Below are 16,038 nucleotides of genomic sequence, written 5' to 3'. Positions count from 1 at the left end.
TGGGTGGTGTGTGCAGGATGACGTGGGTGGTGTGTGCAGGATGACGTGGGTGGTGTGTGCAGGATGACGTGGGTGGTTTGCGCAGGATGACGTGAGTGGGTGGTGTGCACAGGATGGAGTTGCTCAAGCAGCAAGAGCGCCGCGCGACCCCGTTCGTTGATCGGGTGGGTTACGCGCGAGCGTCGATCCTGGCCTGAGCGCCCACGCGGGCGAAGCGGTGCAGCTGGGTTACGTGACGAGGTTCGAGCTCCTCAAGCGACGAAACCCCGAGCAAGGTCATGGTGCGTTCAATCTCGCTCTTCAAGATTGCGATCGTGCGATCCACTCCCGCCCGCCCGCCGGCCATGAGCCCGTACAAGTAGGCGCGCCCAATGAGCGAGAACTTCGCGCCAAGGGCGGTCGCTGCCACAATGTCGGCCCCGTTCATGATGCCCGTATCGACCATCACGGTCGCGTCGCGTCCCACCTCACGCACAACCTCAGGCAGCAGATGAAACGGCACAGGGGCACGGTCCAGCTGTCGACCACCGTGGTTTGACAGTACGATGCCGTCGACTCCGCGGTCGATGAGCTTTACCGAGTCTGCAACGTTCTGCACGCCCTTCACCACGATCTTGCCGGGCCATAGTTCACGAATCACATCGAGGTCTTCATACGATATCGTCGGGTCCATCGCCGAATTGAGCAGCTCACCCACGGTGCCACCCGTCGACGAGAGCGAAGCAAACTCGAGCCCCGGGGTCGTGAGAAAATCGATCCACCACCAGGGCCGCGGAATCGCGTTCAAGATCACCCCCGGGGTCAGCTGCGGCGGAATCGAGAAGCCGTTGCGCGTATCGCGCATGCGGTATCCCGCGATAGGCGTATCTACCGTAAACATGAGCGTGTCGAAACCTGCCGCGGCGGCGCGCTCCACCAGCCCGTACGAGATTTCGCGCTGTCGCATCACATACAACTGAAACCAATTGCGCCCGCCCGGGTTGGCGGCCTTCACGCCCTCGATCGAGGTTGTTCCGAGAGTCGAAAGGGTGAATGGAATACCCGCGGCACCGGCCGCGCCCGCCCCTGCGATCTCACCCTCTGTTTGCATGAGACGGGTAAAGCCGGTCGGGGCGATACCGAACGGCAGCGCCGACGAACCGCCGAGCACCTTGCACGACGTATCTACGTGCTCGGCTGGGCGCAAAATGTCGGGGTGCCATTCAATGTCTTCAAACGCCTGGCGGGCACGCGCCAAAGACACCTCTCCCTCCGCCGCACCATCGGTGTAGTCAAACGCTGCAGCTGGTGTGCGGCGCTTGGCCACCTTGCGCAGATCAGCGATGGTCAGCGCCGAGTCCAATCGGCGCTTCTTGCCATTGAGCTCGGGCTTCTTAAACTGCATGAGTTCCAAGAGCTCTGCGGGGCGGGGGAGCTGACGCTTCACAACGGGTCCTTTCGGGCGGTGAGCCAGGCGCACGCACGACAGTGTGGCCCAACCATGTGGTCTGACCACAGAGTAGACCCGATATCTGCGTCGAGTCAAGAGTGGGCCACGTTACTGCGCTGGCCCTTCGTGGCTGCCAGTGGTCTCGCGAAAGTAACCCTCGATGTGGCTGCGCAAGAGCGCGGCACCGCGCGCGCCCGATCCGGAGCGAAGAGCGGCCAGGATCTCACGGTGCTCAGCACGCAGGCGCGCGCAGGTGACCGGCCAATCGGGCAGCGAGCGCGCGAGGGCGCTCGTGTGATCGGCGACCGCACGCCGCAGCGCGTCCATGAGCGAGCTGATGAGCGGGTTATCGGCCGCGTGCGAGAGCAGCGTATGAAACTCGGCATCGAGCGTGAGAAACGCATCGACTGTTAGGTCCGGTGCGTCCATCGCCTCGAGCAGCTCGGCAGCGCGCGCCCAGTCGCCCAGACCGGGCTCTACGTGCCGGGCGGCCCAGGTCTCGAGCAGCAGGCGCGTCTCGTAGATGTGCCGCTGGCCGATGTGCTTGGTCGCGAGCTGCAGGTTGAGCGCGAGCGACAGCGCCTGTTCGGGGGCGGCCGTGATGATGGTGCCCGCGCGTGGGCCCGATCCGGTCGAGGTCTGAATCGTGCCGAGCACCTCGAGCACCCGCATCGCTTCGCGCAGCGAGCTGCGCGACACCTCGAGTGTCTGGGCGAGGGCGCGCTCACTGGGCAGGTGATCACCGATGTGGAGCCGCCCGCTCGCAAGCTCCTCGGTGACCCAAGCCAGTACAGCCTCGTGCGCTTTCATCGTCTCGATTATGGCAGCTCGGTCTCTCGAGCGCCGCAGGCGGCGCGCGGGCTCCGCCCGGTGGCAACTGTGAGGCCGGCTCGATAGCCTGGAAGAACGTGCGCCGGGCGCAGCTGCCCGCGCCTGACGAAAGGGACACACATGGTCTATCGGGTGCAGGGAGTCGTGGTGCGTGCGAAGGACGCAGCACCCACGATCGAGACAATTCTGGTGCCGGATCCGGGGCCGGGCGAAGCCATCGTTGACATCATCACCTGCGGGGTGTGCCACACCGATCTGCACTATCAGCAGGGCGGCATCGGCGACGAGTTTCCGTACCTACTCGGTCACGAGGCGACGGGTCGTGTTGCCGCGGTGGGCGAGGGCGTCACCAACGTAGTGGTGGGCGACCGCGTGATTCTCAACTGGCGTGCAGTGTGCGGTGAGTGCCGCGCCTGCGCCAAGGGCCAGCCGCAGTACTGCTTCAACACGCACAATGCCAAGCAGCAGATGACCCTCGAAGATGGCACGGTGCTGTCACCCGCACTCGGTATTGGCGCGTTCATCGAGAAGACGCTCGTCGCGGCGGGCCAGTGCACCAAGATCGACGAAGAGTCAGACGCGGCGGCCGTGGGGCTGCTCGGCTGCGGCATCATGGCGGGCATCGGCGCCACGATTAACACGGGCGAAGCGAAGCGCGGTGAGTCCGTGGCCGTGATCGGCTGCGGCGGTGTGGGAACGGCCGCAATCGCGGGCGCGCAGCTCGCGGGTGCCACCACAATCATCGCCGTCGACATCGACGACGAGAAACTTGCGCAGGCGAAGCGATTTGGCGCGACCCACACGGTCAACTCGAAGTCCGTTGACGCGGTCGAAGCGATTCGTGAGCTCACCGGCGGAAATGGTGCCGACCTCGTCGTCGACGCGGTCGGTCGCCCCGAAACCTACAAGCAGGCCTTCTACGCACGCGACCTCGCGGGCCGGGTCGTGCTCGTGGGCGTGCCCACCCCCGAGATGGTACTCGAACTGCCCCTGCTCGACGTGTTTGGCCGCGGTGGCTCGCTGAAGTCGTCTTGGTACGGCGACTGCCTACCGAGCCGCGACTTTCAGATGCTCATCGATCAGTATCGTCTCGGTCGCCTCGACCTTGAGGGGTTTGTCACCGAGCGCATCGGCCTAGGCGACGTCGAAGCCGCATTCGCACGCATGGGAACGGGTAACGTACTGCGTTCGGTGGTCGAGCTGTGAGCGCCGTGCAGGGCGTCGAGCGCCTCGTCACGAGTGGCACATTCTCGCTTGACGGCGGCACCTGGGACGTCGACAACAACGTGTGGATCGTGGGTGACGACGCCGAGGTGATCGTCATCGACCCCGCCCACAGCGCGGCCGAGGTCGCGGGTGCCGTGGCGGGTCGCGCGGTGCGCGCCATCTTGCTCACGCACGGTCACGATGATCACGTGCGCGCGGCGCGCGAAACAGCGGCACTGCTCGGCGCCCCCGTGTACCTGAACCCGGCCGACCGCATGCTGTGGGACGCCGTGCACGACGTCGCCCCCGACGCCGAGATTCACGCGGGTGACACGTTCACCGTCGCCGGAATAACGCTCGAGGCGCGCCACACGCCCGGGCACTCGCCCGGCTCGACCGTGTTCTATGCCCCAACGCTTGGGGTCGTGTTCACCGGTGACACGCTGTTTCACGGCGGCCCCGGCGCAACCGGCCGCTCCTACAGCGACTTTCCGACCATCATCGAGTCGATCAGGGACCAGCTACTCACCCTGCCCGCAGACACCCGCGTGTTCACGGGGCACGGCGACGAAACGAGCATCGGCACCGAGGCGCCAAATCTCGAGGAGTGGATCGCGCGCGGGCACTAGGCAAGGCGCTTCGTAGAGACCTAGATCCGGATCATGCGGCCCGGCATGCGCGCAGTGCGCGCGTGCCGGGCCAATTCATGCCACAAATGTCGCTAGCATGGCTCAGGACAAGTGCTCCGCAATGACGCGAAAGGCCATCACCACATGCTCGACTCCATTCAGGGGTTCCTGGACGCCGCCAGCGGTGTCATCTGGGGCCCGTTCGTGCTCATCCCACTGCTGTTTATTACGGGGCTCTATCTCACGATTCGGCTCGGTGGTATTCAGTTTTTGCGGCTGGGCGCAGCTCTCAGCCTGGGGCTGTTTCGTCGCAAGGATCCAGGCGCGAGCGGCGACATCTCTCAGTTTCAGGCGCTCACCACCGCGCTCGCCGCCACGGTGGGAACGGGCAATATCGTGGGCGTAGCCACGGCGATCGCTATTGGCGGCCCGGGCGCACTGTTTTGGATGTGGATCACGGGGCTGCTCGGTATGGCTTCGAAGTACGCCGAGGCTTTTCTTGGGGTGCGCTACCGCCAGTCAGACAAGAAGGGTGAACGCAACGGCGGCCCGCAGTACTACCTCGAAAAGGGTATTAAGGGCCCGCTCGGCAAGACGCTCGCGTGGATGTTTACGGTCTTTACGATCTTTGCGTGCTTTGGTATCGGCAACATGACGCAGAGCAACTCGATCTCGGCCAACATGGAGAACAGCTTTGACGTGCCGACCTGGGTGACCGGCGTGGTGCTGACCGTGCTCGCCCTGGTCGTATTGGTGGGCGGGATTAAGTCGATCGGCAAGGTCACATCGGCGTTTGTGCCGATCATGATCGTGTTCTATGTTGTGGCAGCGCTCTACATTCTGTTCACGAACATTAGTGAGGTGCCCGCGGCATTTGCCACGATCTTTGAAGACGCGTTCACGGGCACCGCGGCGGCAGGCGGGTTTGCTGGGTCGGTGTTTATTATTGCCGTGCAGTACGGGTTTGCTCGCGGTATTTTCTCGAACGAATCGGGCATGGGCTCGGCCGCCATCGCAGCGTCTGCAGCGCAGACGAGCCACCCTGTGCGTCAGGGGCTCGTATCAATGACCCAGACCTTCATCGACACGATTATCGTGGTGTCGATGACGGGGCTCGTGATCGTGACGACCGGCGCGTACAAGCTCATCGACCCCGAGACGGGGGAGCAGATGTCTGCCGCGCTCATGACGGGTGAGGCGTTCTCTGCGGGGCTCCCGGGCGACTGGGGACACTGGGTTGTCACCATCGGGCTCGCGATGTTTGCGTTCTCGACGATCCTGGGTTGGTCGTACTACGGTGAACGCAACATGGAGCGCGTATTTGGGCGGGGCGCGGTGATGCCCTTCCGCGTCGTGTTCTCGCTCGTCGTCTTCGTAGGGGCCACGACCCAGCTGGCCGTCGTGTGGTCGTTCTCAGACGTCATGAACGGACTCATGGCGCTCCCGAACCTCCTGGGCCTCTTGATTCTGTCTGGCCTGATTGCGCGTGAGACGCGCAGCTACCTGAAGTTCGACCCGAAGCTCACGGCGACGAAGGCCGAGATTGAGGCTGCGCTCGCGGGCGATCCAGGATACCAAGAGTGGCGTGCACACGAAGAGGAGCTCGATCGCACGAAACAGGTCCAGGTCGTGCCTAAATTCGATCCGGATCCGGTTGCTTAAGGCCCAGCTGGATCGTCACCGCTGCGAGCACCTCTTCGGGGGTGCTCGCAGCGTCGAAAGCGGCGACCACGACGCGCGCCCCCGTGCCGCTGGCGGGCGAGCCGTGCGTGCGTGGGGAGGCCGGGGACGTGAGCCATTCGCGATAGAGCGCAGCAGCCTCGCGGAGCCGGTCCTTAAGTGTCGTGGCAGCATCGACAGCGTCATCGCGCAGCCAGTCGCGCAGGGTGAGATTGTGCAGTGCGACGAGCTGGGCCGCGAATGACGCTGCCACCCAGTCGGGCGCCTCGGCGGGCAACTGCGCACGGAGGTAGCGCGCAAACACGCGCTCGTACCGGTGCGTGATCACCAGCTCACGTTCCTTGAGCTGGGTGTGCTGGCGCACGAGGTCGAAGCGCAACCGCGCAGCCTCGGGATCCCGAATCAGTAGGCGCAGCACATTACAGGTGCCAGCAATAAGCGCTTCACCGGGGGCCAGACGCGTAGCGGCGAGGTGCTCTTCAAGGCCTGCCAGGGCGAGATCGTGGTCAGCGAAGATCACGTCGTCTTTGCTGCCGAAACGGCGAAAAAACGTGCTGCGGCTCATGCCGACGGCGTCGGCCAGGTCCTCTGCTGTGGTCGCGTCATATCCGCGCGCAGCGAGCAGGCGCACTGCGGCGGCAGGGCCGGGGGGTGCGGGGGACGTGGCGGAGGCGCGGGACGAGCGTGCTGGCATATGGTGACGGTAGCACAGGAACGGCCAGGTTGGGACTACGTTTCATGGGATCGACGCGGCGTGTCTGCCGCAATTGCGCGGAACTGCACAGCCGCAGCGCGACTTTCAAGGTTGACGTGACACCCAGTGTCAGGCATGCTCGAGAGGTGGCGTGGTTGACCCCGTGGCGTCACACCGGCTTCAGAGAGGAACCCCATGTCGAACAGCAGACCAGCCCCCACCCCACAGGGCACCGCAGAGCCCGAGTACGACCTGTGGGCCCCCGTCGAGGCCGATGTCGCAGGGGTATTTCGGGGGCTCTCGAGCGAAGACAACGCGTACCGTGAGCGCGCGCAGCAGTTCGTGCGCGAAGAGGTGCGCCCCGTCATCGCGGGTATTTGGGACCGCGCCGAGTATCCGGTCGACCTGGCCCGGCGAATGGGGGACCTCGACCTGCTGCGTGACGGAGTGAGCGTGGAGGGGTTTCCCGAGCAAAGCCTCATCGCGGCGTGCCTTACGACGATGGAGCTGGCGCGCGGTGACGGGTCAATTGCCACGATCGGAGGCGTGCAAGGTGGCCTCGCGCTGCGTTCGATCAATCAGTGCGGATCTGCCGAACAGCGTGCGCGCTGGGAGGGGCCGCTCGCGCGGGGCACGGAGCTTGGTGCCTTCGCCCTCACGGAGCCGACGCACGGCTCGGACTCGGTGAGCCTTGAAACGCGGGCGCGCGAGGTCGACGGAGGTTATGTGCTCGACGGACATAAGAAATGGATTGGGTCGGGGAGCAACGGGGCCTTTGCGGTGGTGTGGGCGCGGGGTGATGGCGGGCAGGTGCAGGGCTTTGTCGTACCGCAGGACTCGACCGGGTACAACGCTCGCACCATTCAAGGCAAAGTGTCGCTGCGTGGCATCTGGCAGGCGCACATCGAGTTTGACGGGGTGCAACTGCCCGCGAGCGCCAAGATGCCAGGGGCAAACAGCTTCAAAGACACGGCGGCCGTGTTGCAGGCCACGCGACTCGGAGTGGCCTGGGCTGCTCTCGGGCAGGCCCATGCCGTCTACGAGACCGCCGTCAACTACGCTGGCCAGCGTGTGCAGTTCGGGCGTAAGCTCGCGGCCTCGCAGATCGTGCAGAACAGGCTCGCCGAAATGCTGAGTCAGCTCACGTCGCTGCAGACTCTACTCATGGGCCTCACCCGCGCAGATGAGCGGGGAGAACTCGCGGGTCCGGGCGCTTCGCTCGGCAAATACACCGCCACCCGCACCGCCCGTGACATGGCGCGCAATGCGCGTGACCTGCTCGGTGGCAACGGGATCCTGCTTGAGAACAGGGTCGCGCGCCACTTTGCCGACCTCGAGGCGCTGCACACCTACGAGGGAACTGAGACGGTGCAGGCGCTCATTATTGGGCGCGACATCACCGGGGTGGGTGCGTTCGTGTAGTGCGTCGTCATCGACAGAAAACACTGCAGCGCCCGGGGAGAACCCGGGCGCTGCAGTGTTTTGTACGGTCGACGCTATGCGTCCTTCGAAGGCGCGAACTCGGCGTCTGCGCCGGTGCCGGGCAGCGCGATCGCAGCGGTGAGCGGCTTACCTTCGCGAGTCAGCCTGCGCTTGGTGAACTGCCACGCTACCGCGAGCAGCACGAACCAGACCGGCGCGTAAATAAGCGGCAAACGAGTGTCCTCCGCAAGGGCGAGGGTGACCGCGATGAACACGAAGAAGACGAGCACTGCCCAGGGCACTATCTTGCCCAGGGGAGTCTTGAATGTCGAGTTTGCGTGTCGTTCGGGGTACTTGCGCAGGTACATGATGAACGAGATCGCGATCATGCTCCAAATGAACAGGATGAACGTCGATGCGATCGACGAGACCATAGTGAACGCTGCCAGCACGTTGTCCCCGAGGAGCAGAATCGGCACGGCCGAGAACACGAAGACAGCCGAGAAGAATACGGCACGACGAGGTACGCCGCGGCTGTCGGTGACCGAGAAGCCCGCAGGGGCGTGGCCGTCCTGCGATAGCGCGTGGGTCATGCGGGTGCCCGAGTAGAAGCCAGAGTTGGCGCTTGACGCAGCCGAGGTGAGCACGACCAGGTTGATCGCGAACGCCGCCGCGCCAAAGCCTGCGAGAGCGAGTGTCGTGACAAACGGGCTGGCTTCGGGGTCGAGCTTGTTCCAGGGGGTAATCGCCATGATCACGGTGAGCGCACCAATGTAGAAAATGAGCACGCGCACGACGATCGAGTTGATCGCCCGCGGCAAGTTCTTGTGCGGGTTCTTGGTTTCGGCGGCGGCCGTGCCCACGAGCTCAACGCCGATAAACGAGAAGATGCCGAGCTGGAAGCCCAGGAGGAATCCGGTGAGCTGGTTGGGGAACATGCCGCCCATGTCCCACAGGTGCGTAATGGACGCCTGCGTGTGCGTGGTCGGGTTCTCGAACCCGACCGCGATGAGTACGACGCCCACGGCGATCAACGCGAGAATCGCCACAATCTTGATGATCGCAAACCAAAACTCGAACTCACCAAAGAATTTCACGGGTTGCAGGTTGAGCACTGTGAGAATTGCGGCGGTGATGAGCGCAGGCAACCAGTTGGGAATGGACGCGTTGATGTATGAGACATAACCGGTGATCGCAATGATGTCGGCCACGCAGATCACAACCCAGGTGACCCAGTAGGTCCACGACACGAAATAGCCGGCCCACGGACCGATCAGATCTTTAGCGATGTCGCCGAAAGTCTTGTAGTTGAGGTTCGAGAGCAGCAGCTCACCGAGCGCACGCATCAAGAAGAACATCATGCAGCCGATGACCGCGTATACCAGCAGCGCTGAGGGGCCTGCGAGGTTGATGATCTTGCCAGAACCTAGAAAAAGCCCCGTGCCGATGGCGCCGCCGATGGCAATGAGCTGCAGGTGCCTGTTTGACAGGCCGCGCTGCAATTCTTCTGTGGGGGCGTCCGAAATTTTCTCCGACAAATCCTTCACTCCTGTGTGAGAGCTTGACAACTGACTCCCGCGCTGGGTCTAGCACGGGCGAGTCTGCCCGGGGCTCGGTGGCCGCAGGCGTACCGGTCAATTGTAGGCCGCGATTTTCGCGTTACATGCCAAAGTGCTCTAAACGCTCGTGCAACGGTGGCGCTTCGGCGATCGCTGCGAGGGCAGCGCGAATCGCTTCGCTTGCCCGAGCCGCATCGATTTGGCCCGTCAGCCACCTGCCCGAGAGCCCCTCGACGAGTGATGTCAGAAGAAGGGCGGTCACGGCTGTGTCTGCACCTGGGATGGCCCGTGCGACGAGTTGTTCGACGGCCTGCTGCCATGCAGTCGTCGAATGACGGAGCGCCTTGGCCTGGCCGGGGGTGAAAACCGCTGCCGCGCGCAATTCGTTCCATACGATCGAGCCGGCCCGCACGTGGGCGTCTTCGCCAAACTCTGAGCACAGTAGCGCCTCAAGCTCAGCGAGCGGTGTCGCTCCCGCATCGCGGTCAATCGTGTGCGCGGCGCGCAACGCTGTGCCCTCGTTGACCCTGTCGAGGGCTGCTTGGAGTAGCCCATCGCGGTCGCCAAAGTGATACGCGAGCAGTCCGATCGACACGCCTGCCTCGCGCGCGACGGCTGTCATGCGAAACCCACGCAGGCCTGCCTCTGCGATTGTGCGCTCACACGCATCGAGAATGCGTGTGCGGGCGTCATCAGTCATCGTGGGTCCTTAACTGTCGTGTGCGTCTTCTTGTGCGTGCGGGCGCGCCCCGCTTGACAAGAACGCGCACTAAACTGAAACTGTTTTCAGGATACGCGATCCGGCGCAGCGACAAAAGCCGCGTCTGGCGCGGTTCGAAAGTAGCCAAGCAGAAGCGAGGAGCGATATGGAACACCACACCAGAGGTTTTGACCTGATCGAGGCCAGTATCGAGGACGTGCTGGCCGCGCTTCGCGACGGGCGCATCACGAGCAGGTGGCTCACCGAGCGATACCTCGCGCGGGCAGCGGCCTACGACGTAGGGCCGCAGGGGCTGCATTCGATCGTCGTGTCGAACCCAGACGCCCTCGCACAGGCCGACGAGTCCGACAGGCGCTGGCAGGCCGGCGAGGCGCGACCGCTTGAGGGAGTGCCCTTCACCGTGAAGGACTCGTACATGGTGCGCGGACTCACAGTCGCCGCGGGTTCGCCCGCATTCGAGCATCTGGTGGCGCAGTGGGATGCTTTCTCGGTGGCGCGACTACTTGAGGCGGGCGCCGTGCTCATCGGCAAGACCAACATGCCGCCCATGGCCGACGGTGGTATGCAGCGCGGCGTGTACGGCCGCGCAGAGAACCCCTACAACCGTGAGTACCTCGCCGCCGCGTACGCGTCGGGGTCATCGAACGGATCGGGTGTTTCGACGGCCGCCAACCTTGCCGTCTTTGGGATGGGCGAAGAAACCGTCTCGTCAGGGCGCAGCCCGGCTTCAAACACTGGCCTCTGCGCCTATACGCCAAGCTGGGGGGTGCTGAGCATTCGTGGCAACTGGCCGCTGTTCCCGGCGCGCGACGTCGTCGTGCCGCACACTCGCAGCATGCGCGACATGCTGCGCTTGCTCGACGTACTCGTCGCAGACGACGCGATAACACGCGGTGACTTCTGGCGCCACCAGCAGGTGATCACACTGCCCAAGCCAAGTGAGCACCGGCCAGAAAGCTACCTCTCGCTCGATGAGCCAGCGGAGCTCGCTGGTAAGAGATTCGCGGTGCCGCGCATGTACCTGGGGGAGGATCCGGCGTTTCCGATCGAGGTTCGCGCGTCGGTGCTTGAGCGGTTCGCGGCGGCACGTGCGCGCCTCGAAGCGCTGGGTGCCGAAGTAATCGTCACCGATTTTCCGCTCATCGAACAGTACGAGGGTGATCGCCCGGGGCAGGAGAACGTCGCGGCCCTCGGGGTGCTACCCGAGGGGTGGATGGACACCGAATTCAACCACATTCTCGCGTTTGGGTGGGACGACTTCTTGCGGGCGAACGGTGACCCCGAAACGCCCAATCTGGGGGTGGTCGACCCCGACCAGATCTTCCCACAGCCGCCCGGCACACTGCCCGACCGCTACGAGGAGGTCGAAGACTACGAGAACCGCTACCGCGCGACCGTTGCGATGGCCCAGGCGGGCATTCCAGACCCTCGAGAGCGCGATGACTTTGCGGCGGGACTCAGGGCGCTTGTGCAGCTGCGCGAGGAGCTCTTCGAACAGTGGCTTGACGCCGAGGGCTACGACGCCATCGTGTTTCCGGCCAACGCCGACGTGGGCGCCGAGAACGCCGAGCGCGACCTCGCCGCCGCCGACCGTGCGTGGGCGAACGGCGTGTTCTTCTCGAACGGCAACTATGCGCTGAGGCACCTCGGGATCCCCTCGATCACGGTGCCAATGGGGCTCATGCGCGACATCGGTGTACCCGTCGGCCTCACCTTCGCGGGCCGCGCCTACCAAGACCCGGCGCTGCTCAGCTTTGCGGCCGCGTTTGAAAGCGCCGGATCAATGCGGGTTCAGCCCGCGAAGGCCCCGGGGCTCCCCGGGGACAGCCTCTAGCAGGATCCTGCTCAAGCGGTGGACGAGGGGTCATCGGGCCCTTCGACCACCGGTTCGAAGCGTTCGACGCTCAGCGCGAGCCTGCGCAGCAACACGCCGAGGCGTTCGCGCTCGGAGCGGGGGAGCCCGCCCAGCAACCGCTCCTCTGCGTCACTGAGGCGCGTCATCGCCGCATCGACGAGTGTGAGGCCGAGCGGCGTCATCTCGACGAGTACGCCGCGACCGTCATTGGGGTCCGTGAGTCTGCGCACCAATTCACGGTCGACCATGCGGTCGATGCGGTTTGTCATGGTGCCGCTCGAAACCATTGTTTGCTGCACCAGTACCTTGGGGCTCTGTCGAAACGGGGCGCCGCCACGCCGAAGCACAGCGAGTACGTCAAACTCCCACAGCGTGAGGCCCGAGCGCTCAAAGGCGTGGGCCCTGGCCCGGTCGACGTGTTTCGCGATGCGCCACAAACGCGAAAAAATCGACAGCGGTGCGAGGTCCAGATCTGGTCTGGCCGCGCTCCAGGCTGCGATGATCTGATCGACCTCGTCCTCATGCTTCATTCGTCCATTATGGCAACTGCGACGCGCGATTCTCGGCAGTTGTGCAGAAACGCCGAAAGAATCTGGCAGACTATACGGGTGCCGATCTTCGGCGCGGTCCGCCTTGGTGTAATGGCAGCACGACAGCCTTTGGAGCTGTTAGGTCCAGGTTCGAGTCCTGGGGGCGGAGCAAACGTCGCGTTCATGCGGCGGGTGGGAAGGGAACACGCCATGACAGATCGTTCACTCGCGGTCATCATTCTCGCTGCAGGCCAGGGCACTCGCATGAAGTCTTCGCTGCCCAAGGTGTTGCACCGCATCGGTGGGCGTTCACTCATCGCCCACGTGCTTGACAGCGCGGCGGCGCTCGCGCCGACACAGATCATCGCGGTGGTGCGACACGACCGCGATCGCGTTGCAGCAGCTATCCTCGACCACGCCCCCGCTACGGCGATCGTCGATCAAGACGAAGTTCCCGGCACCGGCCGTGCCGTTGAGCAGGCGCTCAGCGCGCTTCCCGCCGACTTCGACGGCTCAGTTGTGGTGCTGTCAGGCGACGTGCCACTCATCGACCAGGCCACCCTTGAACGCCTGCTGCGCGGGCACGTCGACGGCAATCGCGCGATGACGATGCTCTCTGCGATCTTCGATAACCCCACCGGTCTCGGTCGCATCTTGCGCGACGCCACGGGCGCCGTAACGGGAATTGTTGAAGAAAAAGACGCGAGCGACAGCGAGCGGCGTATCACCGAAATTAACGGTGGCGTGTATGTCTTCGCCCGCCGAGCACTGCAGGACGCGCTCGCGAAAATCGACACGAACAATGCACAGGGTGAAAAGTACCTCACCGATGCGGCCGCGCGTATTCTCGCCACAGGCGGGGCGGTAGAAGCCGTCGCCACCGACGATCCCTGGATTATTGCCGGGGTGAATGACCGCGCGCAGCTGGCTGCCGCGGGCCGCGAACTGAATGCGCGCATCGTGCGCGAGCATCAGCGCGGCGGGGTGTCCATTCAAGACCCCGCTACGACCTGGATTGACTCCGATGTGTCGATCGAACCCGACGTTGAAATCTTGCCCGGTACGTTTTTGCAGGGAGCGACCTCGATTTCGAGCGGCGCCGTGATCGGCCCCGACACGACTCTCGTGGACTGCGAAGTGGGCCAAGACGCGCATATCAGGCGCAGTGAAGCCACGCTCGCGGTGTTCGGTGCGCGGTCAGACGTGGGCCCATTCGCGTACATTCGCCCGGGAACTGAGCTTGGCAGTGATGGCAAGATCGGTGCGTACGTCGAGACTAAGAACACCACCATCGGCGACGCGAGCAAGGTGCCCCACCTCAGCTACGTCGGCGACGCCACAATCGGATCCGGCACCAATGTGGGCGCTGGCACCATCTTCGCGAACTACGACGGCGTGAATAAGCATCACGCCACCGTGGGTGACGCGGTGCGGATCGGCTCAAAGAACGTGCTGATCGCACCGGTTACGATTGAAGATGGTTCGTACACGGCCGCAGGGACCGTTGTGCGTAAAGATGTTCCCTCGGGTTCGCTGGCGCTAAATGTTGCTCCCCAGCGCAATATCGAGGGATGGGTTGCCGAGAACAGGCCGGGAACCAGCACCGCAGAAGCGGCGCAGCATTCGAAAACAGCGCGTGAGCACGGCGAATAGCCATAGGATGGAGAACCAGCACTGATGAGCCAGATCGAGATGGCGGGGCAGAAGAAGCTCGTCTTGATTACGGGCCGGGCATACCCCGAGCTCGCAGAGCAGGTGGCAGCCGAACTTGGCGCCGAGCTCGTTCCCACCGACGCACGCACGTTCGCGAACGGTGAGCTGTACGCGCGCTTCGATGAGAGCGTGCGCGGTGCCGACGCTTTCGTGATTCAGTCACACACTGACCCCATCAACGAGTGGCTCATGGAGCACCTCATCATGGTGGACGCGCTCAAGCGTGCCTCGGCAAAGCGCATCACCGTTGTGGCGCCGTTCTACCCCTACTCGCGTCAGGACAAGAAGGGTCGCGGCCGCGAACCCATCTCGGCGCGCCTCGTCGCAGACCTCTTCAAGACCGCGGGCGCCGACCGCATCATGTCGGTCGATCTGCACGCACCGCAGATTCAGGGTTTCTTCGATGGCCCGCTCGATCACCTCTTTGCGATGCCCGTGCTGATCAAGCACTTTGAAGAGCACCTCAACCGTGACGACCTCACGGTTGTGTCGCCCGACATGGGGCGTGTGCGCGTCGCTGACGTGTGGAGTGACCGTCTTGGAGCTCCCCTCGCTATCATTCACAAGCGACGTGATCCTTCGGTCGCGAACCAGGCTTCTGTTCACGGCATCGTTGGTGACGTGAAGGATCGCTGGTGCCTCATGGTCGACGACATGATCGACACGGGTGGCACGATCACCAAGGCGGCAGAAGCACTCAAGGCTGCTGGCGCTCGTGGCGTGACGATCGCAGCGACCCACGCTATTTTCTCGGGTAAGGCGACTGAGTACCTCTCACAGGACTTCATTGATCAGGTCGTTGTGACCGACACGCTGCCCGTGGGCCCCGAGAAGCGTTTCGAGAAGCTCACAGTGCTCCCCATCGCGCCGCTCTTGGCGAAGGCGATTCACGAGGTCTTCGAAGACGGCTCGGTGACGAGCATGTTCGAGGGCGCGGCGTAAACTGCGCTCGTGAATGAGGGCTCTGGGAGAAATCCCAGGGCCCTTTTCTGCTAAAGTAGACCTTTGTACTTCGGCGAGGGGCGCATGCGCCCGTTATCGACGCGGGACGGACTGCCTCAGCGGGCCATCTTGCTGCGTTATTGACGCGAGTGCGAGACACCAATCCCGGCGGCTAGCCCGCCCTCATTGGGCGAAAGCCCGCATAGGAGATCACCATGGCTGATTACCAGCTTGTTGCAACTGCCCGTGAAAACTTCGGCAAGGGCGCAGCCCGCAAGCTCCGCGCTGCAGGCCAGACCCCCGCAGTCGTGTACGGCCACGGCACCGCCCCCCTGCACATCACGGTTGAGACCCACCCGCTGAGCCTCATCATTCGCCAGGCCAACGCCCTCATCGAGGTGGAGCTGAACGGCGAGAAGCACCTCGTGCTGGTGAAGGATGTGCAGAAGGACCCCGTACCCCAGATCATCGAGCACGTTGACCTGCTGATCGTGAAGCAGGGCGAAATGGTCGAGGTTGAGGTGCCCCTGCACATGACCGGCGAGCCTTTCTCGGGCACCAACGCGCTGCAGGAGCTCAACACTCTGCGCCTGAGCGTTCCCGCCACCGCGATCCCCGATAACGTTGTTGTCGACGTGACCGGCCTCACCGCAGACACCCACATTCTCGTGCGCGATGTCACCCTGCCCGAGGGCGCGGTCGTCATCGACGCTGAAGACCAGCTCGTCGTGAAGATCGCTGGCCCCCGCGGCGCAGCAGAAGAGACCGAAGAGGCTGCCGAGTAAGCTCGACGACTCACGCGTATTGGCCCGCCGGTGTGGAACCCC

At 64.0% G+C, this 16,038-nt stretch carries 14 protein-coding genes and 1 tRNA gene; 9 read left to right on the top strand and 6 right to left on the bottom strand.

The window, feature by feature from the left end; translation table 11 throughout:
- Positions 1-169: 169 nt before the first annotated feature.
- Both ACXR2W_RS13280 and ACXR2W_RS13275 read right to left on the bottom strand, forming a co-directional pair.
- On the bottom strand, positions 170-1,384 hold the full coding sequence (locus tag ACXR2W_RS13280) for an alpha-hydroxy acid oxidase (protein ID WP_458816660.1): 1,215 nt from the start codon (positions 1,382-1,384) through the stop codon (positions 170-172).
- Between the two features lie 153 nt (positions 1,385-1,537).
- Positions 1,538-2,239: a FadR/GntR family transcriptional regulator gene (locus ACXR2W_RS13275; protein ID WP_458816656.1), complete on the bottom strand. Its 702-nt coding sequence runs from the start codon at positions 2,237-2,239 to the stop codon at positions 1,538-1,540.
- A 141-nt stretch (positions 2,240-2,380) separates the two neighbouring features.
- On the opposite strand from ACXR2W_RS13275, the gene ACXR2W_RS13270 reads away from it, so the two are divergent.
- The 3 genes from ACXR2W_RS13270 to ACXR2W_RS13260 all read left to right on the top strand — a co-directional run bounded on the left by ACXR2W_RS13270 (position 2,381) and on the right by ACXR2W_RS13260 (position 5,757).
- Positions 2,381-3,466 (top strand): S-(hydroxymethyl)mycothiol dehydrogenase, encoded by a 1,086-nt coding sequence (locus ACXR2W_RS13270; RefSeq protein ID WP_458816654.1) that lies wholly within the window; start codon positions 2,381-2,383, stop codon positions 3,464-3,466.
- On the top strand, positions 3,463-4,095 hold the full coding sequence (locus ACXR2W_RS13265) for an MBL fold metallo-hydrolase (RefSeq protein WP_458816652.1): 633 nt from the start codon (positions 3,463-3,465) through the stop codon (positions 4,093-4,095). The genes ACXR2W_RS13270 and ACXR2W_RS13265 overlap by 4 nt, the downstream gene beginning before the upstream one ends.
- A gap of 144 nt (positions 4,096-4,239) precedes the next feature.
- Positions 4,240-5,757, top strand: a complete 1,518-nt coding sequence (locus tag ACXR2W_RS13260; RefSeq protein ID WP_458816650.1) for an alanine/glycine:cation symporter family protein — start codon at positions 4,240-4,242, stop codon at positions 5,755-5,757.
- Here the strand turns inward: ACXR2W_RS13260 and ACXR2W_RS13255 are convergent.
- Positions 5,729-6,469 carry a TetR/AcrR family transcriptional regulator gene (locus ACXR2W_RS13255; RefSeq protein ID WP_458816648.1) on the bottom strand — a complete coding sequence of 247 codons (741 nt, stop codon included), beginning with the start codon at positions 6,467-6,469 and terminating at the stop codon, positions 5,729-5,731. The two genes, ACXR2W_RS13260 and ACXR2W_RS13255, sit on opposite strands and share 29 nt — an antisense overlap.
- Positions 6,470-6,664: 195 nt before the next feature.
- Between ACXR2W_RS13255 and ACXR2W_RS13250 the strand changes: the two genes are divergently transcribed.
- Positions 6,665-7,891 (top strand): acyl-CoA dehydrogenase family protein, encoded by a 1,227-nt coding sequence (locus ACXR2W_RS13250; protein ID WP_458816646.1) that lies wholly within the window; start codon positions 6,665-6,667, stop codon positions 7,889-7,891.
- 74 nt (positions 7,892-7,965) lie between these two features.
- Here ACXR2W_RS13250 and ACXR2W_RS13245 read toward each other — a convergent pair whose 3' ends face one another.
- Together ACXR2W_RS13245 and ACXR2W_RS13240 are read right to left on the bottom strand one after the other, a co-directional pair.
- On the bottom strand, positions 7,966-9,429 hold the full coding sequence (locus tag ACXR2W_RS13245) for an amino acid permease (protein ID WP_458816644.1): 1,464 nt from the start codon (positions 9,427-9,429) through the stop codon (positions 7,966-7,968).
- A 121-nt stretch (positions 9,430-9,550) separates the two neighbouring features.
- Positions 9,551-10,150 (bottom strand): TetR/AcrR family transcriptional regulator, encoded by a 600-nt coding sequence (locus ACXR2W_RS13240; RefSeq protein WP_458816642.1) that lies wholly within the window; start codon positions 10,148-10,150, stop codon positions 9,551-9,553.
- 166 nt (positions 10,151-10,316) lie between these two features.
- Here ACXR2W_RS13240 and ACXR2W_RS13235 point away from each other — a divergent pair, with 166 nt between their 5' ends.
- Positions 10,317-12,005, top strand: a complete 1,689-nt coding sequence (locus ACXR2W_RS13235) for an amidase (protein WP_458816640.1) — start codon at positions 10,317-10,319, stop codon at positions 12,003-12,005.
- Between the two features lie 11 nt (positions 12,006-12,016).
- On the opposite strand, the gene ACXR2W_RS13230 is transcribed toward ACXR2W_RS13235, so the two are convergent.
- Positions 12,017-12,556, bottom strand: a complete 540-nt coding sequence (locus tag ACXR2W_RS13230; RefSeq protein ID WP_458816638.1) for a MarR family winged helix-turn-helix transcriptional regulator — start codon at positions 12,554-12,556, stop codon at positions 12,017-12,019.
- Between the two features lie 97 nt (positions 12,557-12,653).
- Here ACXR2W_RS13230 and ACXR2W_RS13225 point away from each other — a divergent pair.
- From ACXR2W_RS13225 to ACXR2W_RS13210, 4 genes are all read left to right on the top strand, one after another.
- Positions 12,654-12,725, top strand: a tRNA-Gln gene (locus ACXR2W_RS13225).
- Positions 12,726-12,766: 41 nt separating this feature from the next.
- Entirely contained in the window at positions 12,767-14,209 is a 1,443-nt protein-coding gene (gene glmU / locus ACXR2W_RS13220) for a bifunctional UDP-N-acetylglucosamine diphosphorylase/glucosamine-1-phosphate N-acetyltransferase GlmU (RefSeq protein ID WP_458816636.1), read from the top strand.
- Between the two features lie 24 nt (positions 14,210-14,233).
- Positions 14,234-15,211: a ribose-phosphate diphosphokinase gene (locus tag ACXR2W_RS13215; RefSeq protein WP_458816634.1), complete on the top strand. Its 978-nt coding sequence runs from the start codon at positions 14,234-14,236 to the stop codon at positions 15,209-15,211.
- 215 nt (positions 15,212-15,426) lie between these two features.
- On the top strand, positions 15,427-15,996 hold the full coding sequence (locus ACXR2W_RS13210; RefSeq protein WP_458816632.1) for a 50S ribosomal protein L25/general stress protein Ctc: 570 nt from the start codon (positions 15,427-15,429) through the stop codon (positions 15,994-15,996).
- Positions 15,997-16,038 lie beyond the last annotated feature (42 nt).

Source organism: Leucobacter faecis (genome assembly GCF_054456695.2).
Note: the sequence above shows the minus strand (reverse complement) of the source record. Positions and strands in the feature narration are given on the sequence as shown.

What these genes read in the sequence shown, in the direction of transcription:
- ACXR2W_RS13280 (WP_458816660.1), bottom strand. Translation starts at nt 1,384, where the DNA reads ATGCAGTTTAAGAAGCCCGAGCTCAATGGCAAGAAGCGCCGATTGGAC.
- ACXR2W_RS13275 (WP_458816656.1), bottom strand. Translation starts at nt 2,239, where the DNA reads ATGAAAGCGCACGAGGCTGTACTGGCTTGGGTCACCGAGGAGCTTGCG.
- ACXR2W_RS13270 (WP_458816654.1), top strand. Translation starts at nt 2,381, where the DNA reads ATGGTCTATCGGGTGCAGGGAGTCGTGGTGCGTGCGAAGGACGCAGCA.
- ACXR2W_RS13260 (WP_458816650.1), top strand. Translation starts at nt 4,240, where the DNA reads ATGCTCGACTCCATTCAGGGGTTCCTGGACGCCGCCAGCGGTGTCATC.
- ACXR2W_RS13255 (WP_458816648.1), bottom strand. Translation starts at nt 6,469, where the DNA reads ATGCCAGCACGCTCGTCCCGCGCCTCCGCCACGTCCCCCGCACCCCCC.
- ACXR2W_RS13250 (WP_458816646.1), top strand. Translation starts at nt 6,665, where the DNA reads ATGTCGAACAGCAGACCAGCCCCCACCCCACAGGGCACCGCAGAGCCC.
- ACXR2W_RS13240 (WP_458816642.1), bottom strand. Translation starts at nt 10,150, where the DNA reads ATGACTGATGACGCCCGCACACGCATTCTCGATGCGTGTGAGCGCACA.
- ACXR2W_RS13235 (WP_458816640.1), top strand. Translation starts at nt 10,317, where the DNA reads ATGGAACACCACACCAGAGGTTTTGACCTGATCGAGGCCAGTATCGAG.
- ACXR2W_RS13230 (WP_458816638.1), bottom strand. Translation starts at nt 12,556, where the DNA reads ATGAAGCATGAGGACGAGGTCGATCAGATCATCGCAGCCTGGAGCGCG.
- glmU (WP_458816636.1), top strand. Translation starts at nt 12,767, where the DNA reads ATGACAGATCGTTCACTCGCGGTCATCATTCTCGCTGCAGGCCAGGGC.
- ACXR2W_RS13215 (WP_458816634.1), top strand. Translation starts at nt 14,234, where the DNA reads ATGAGCCAGATCGAGATGGCGGGGCAGAAGAAGCTCGTCTTGATTACG.
- ACXR2W_RS13210 (WP_458816632.1), top strand. Translation starts at nt 15,427, where the DNA reads ATGGCTGATTACCAGCTTGTTGCAACTGCCCGTGAAAACTTCGGCAAG.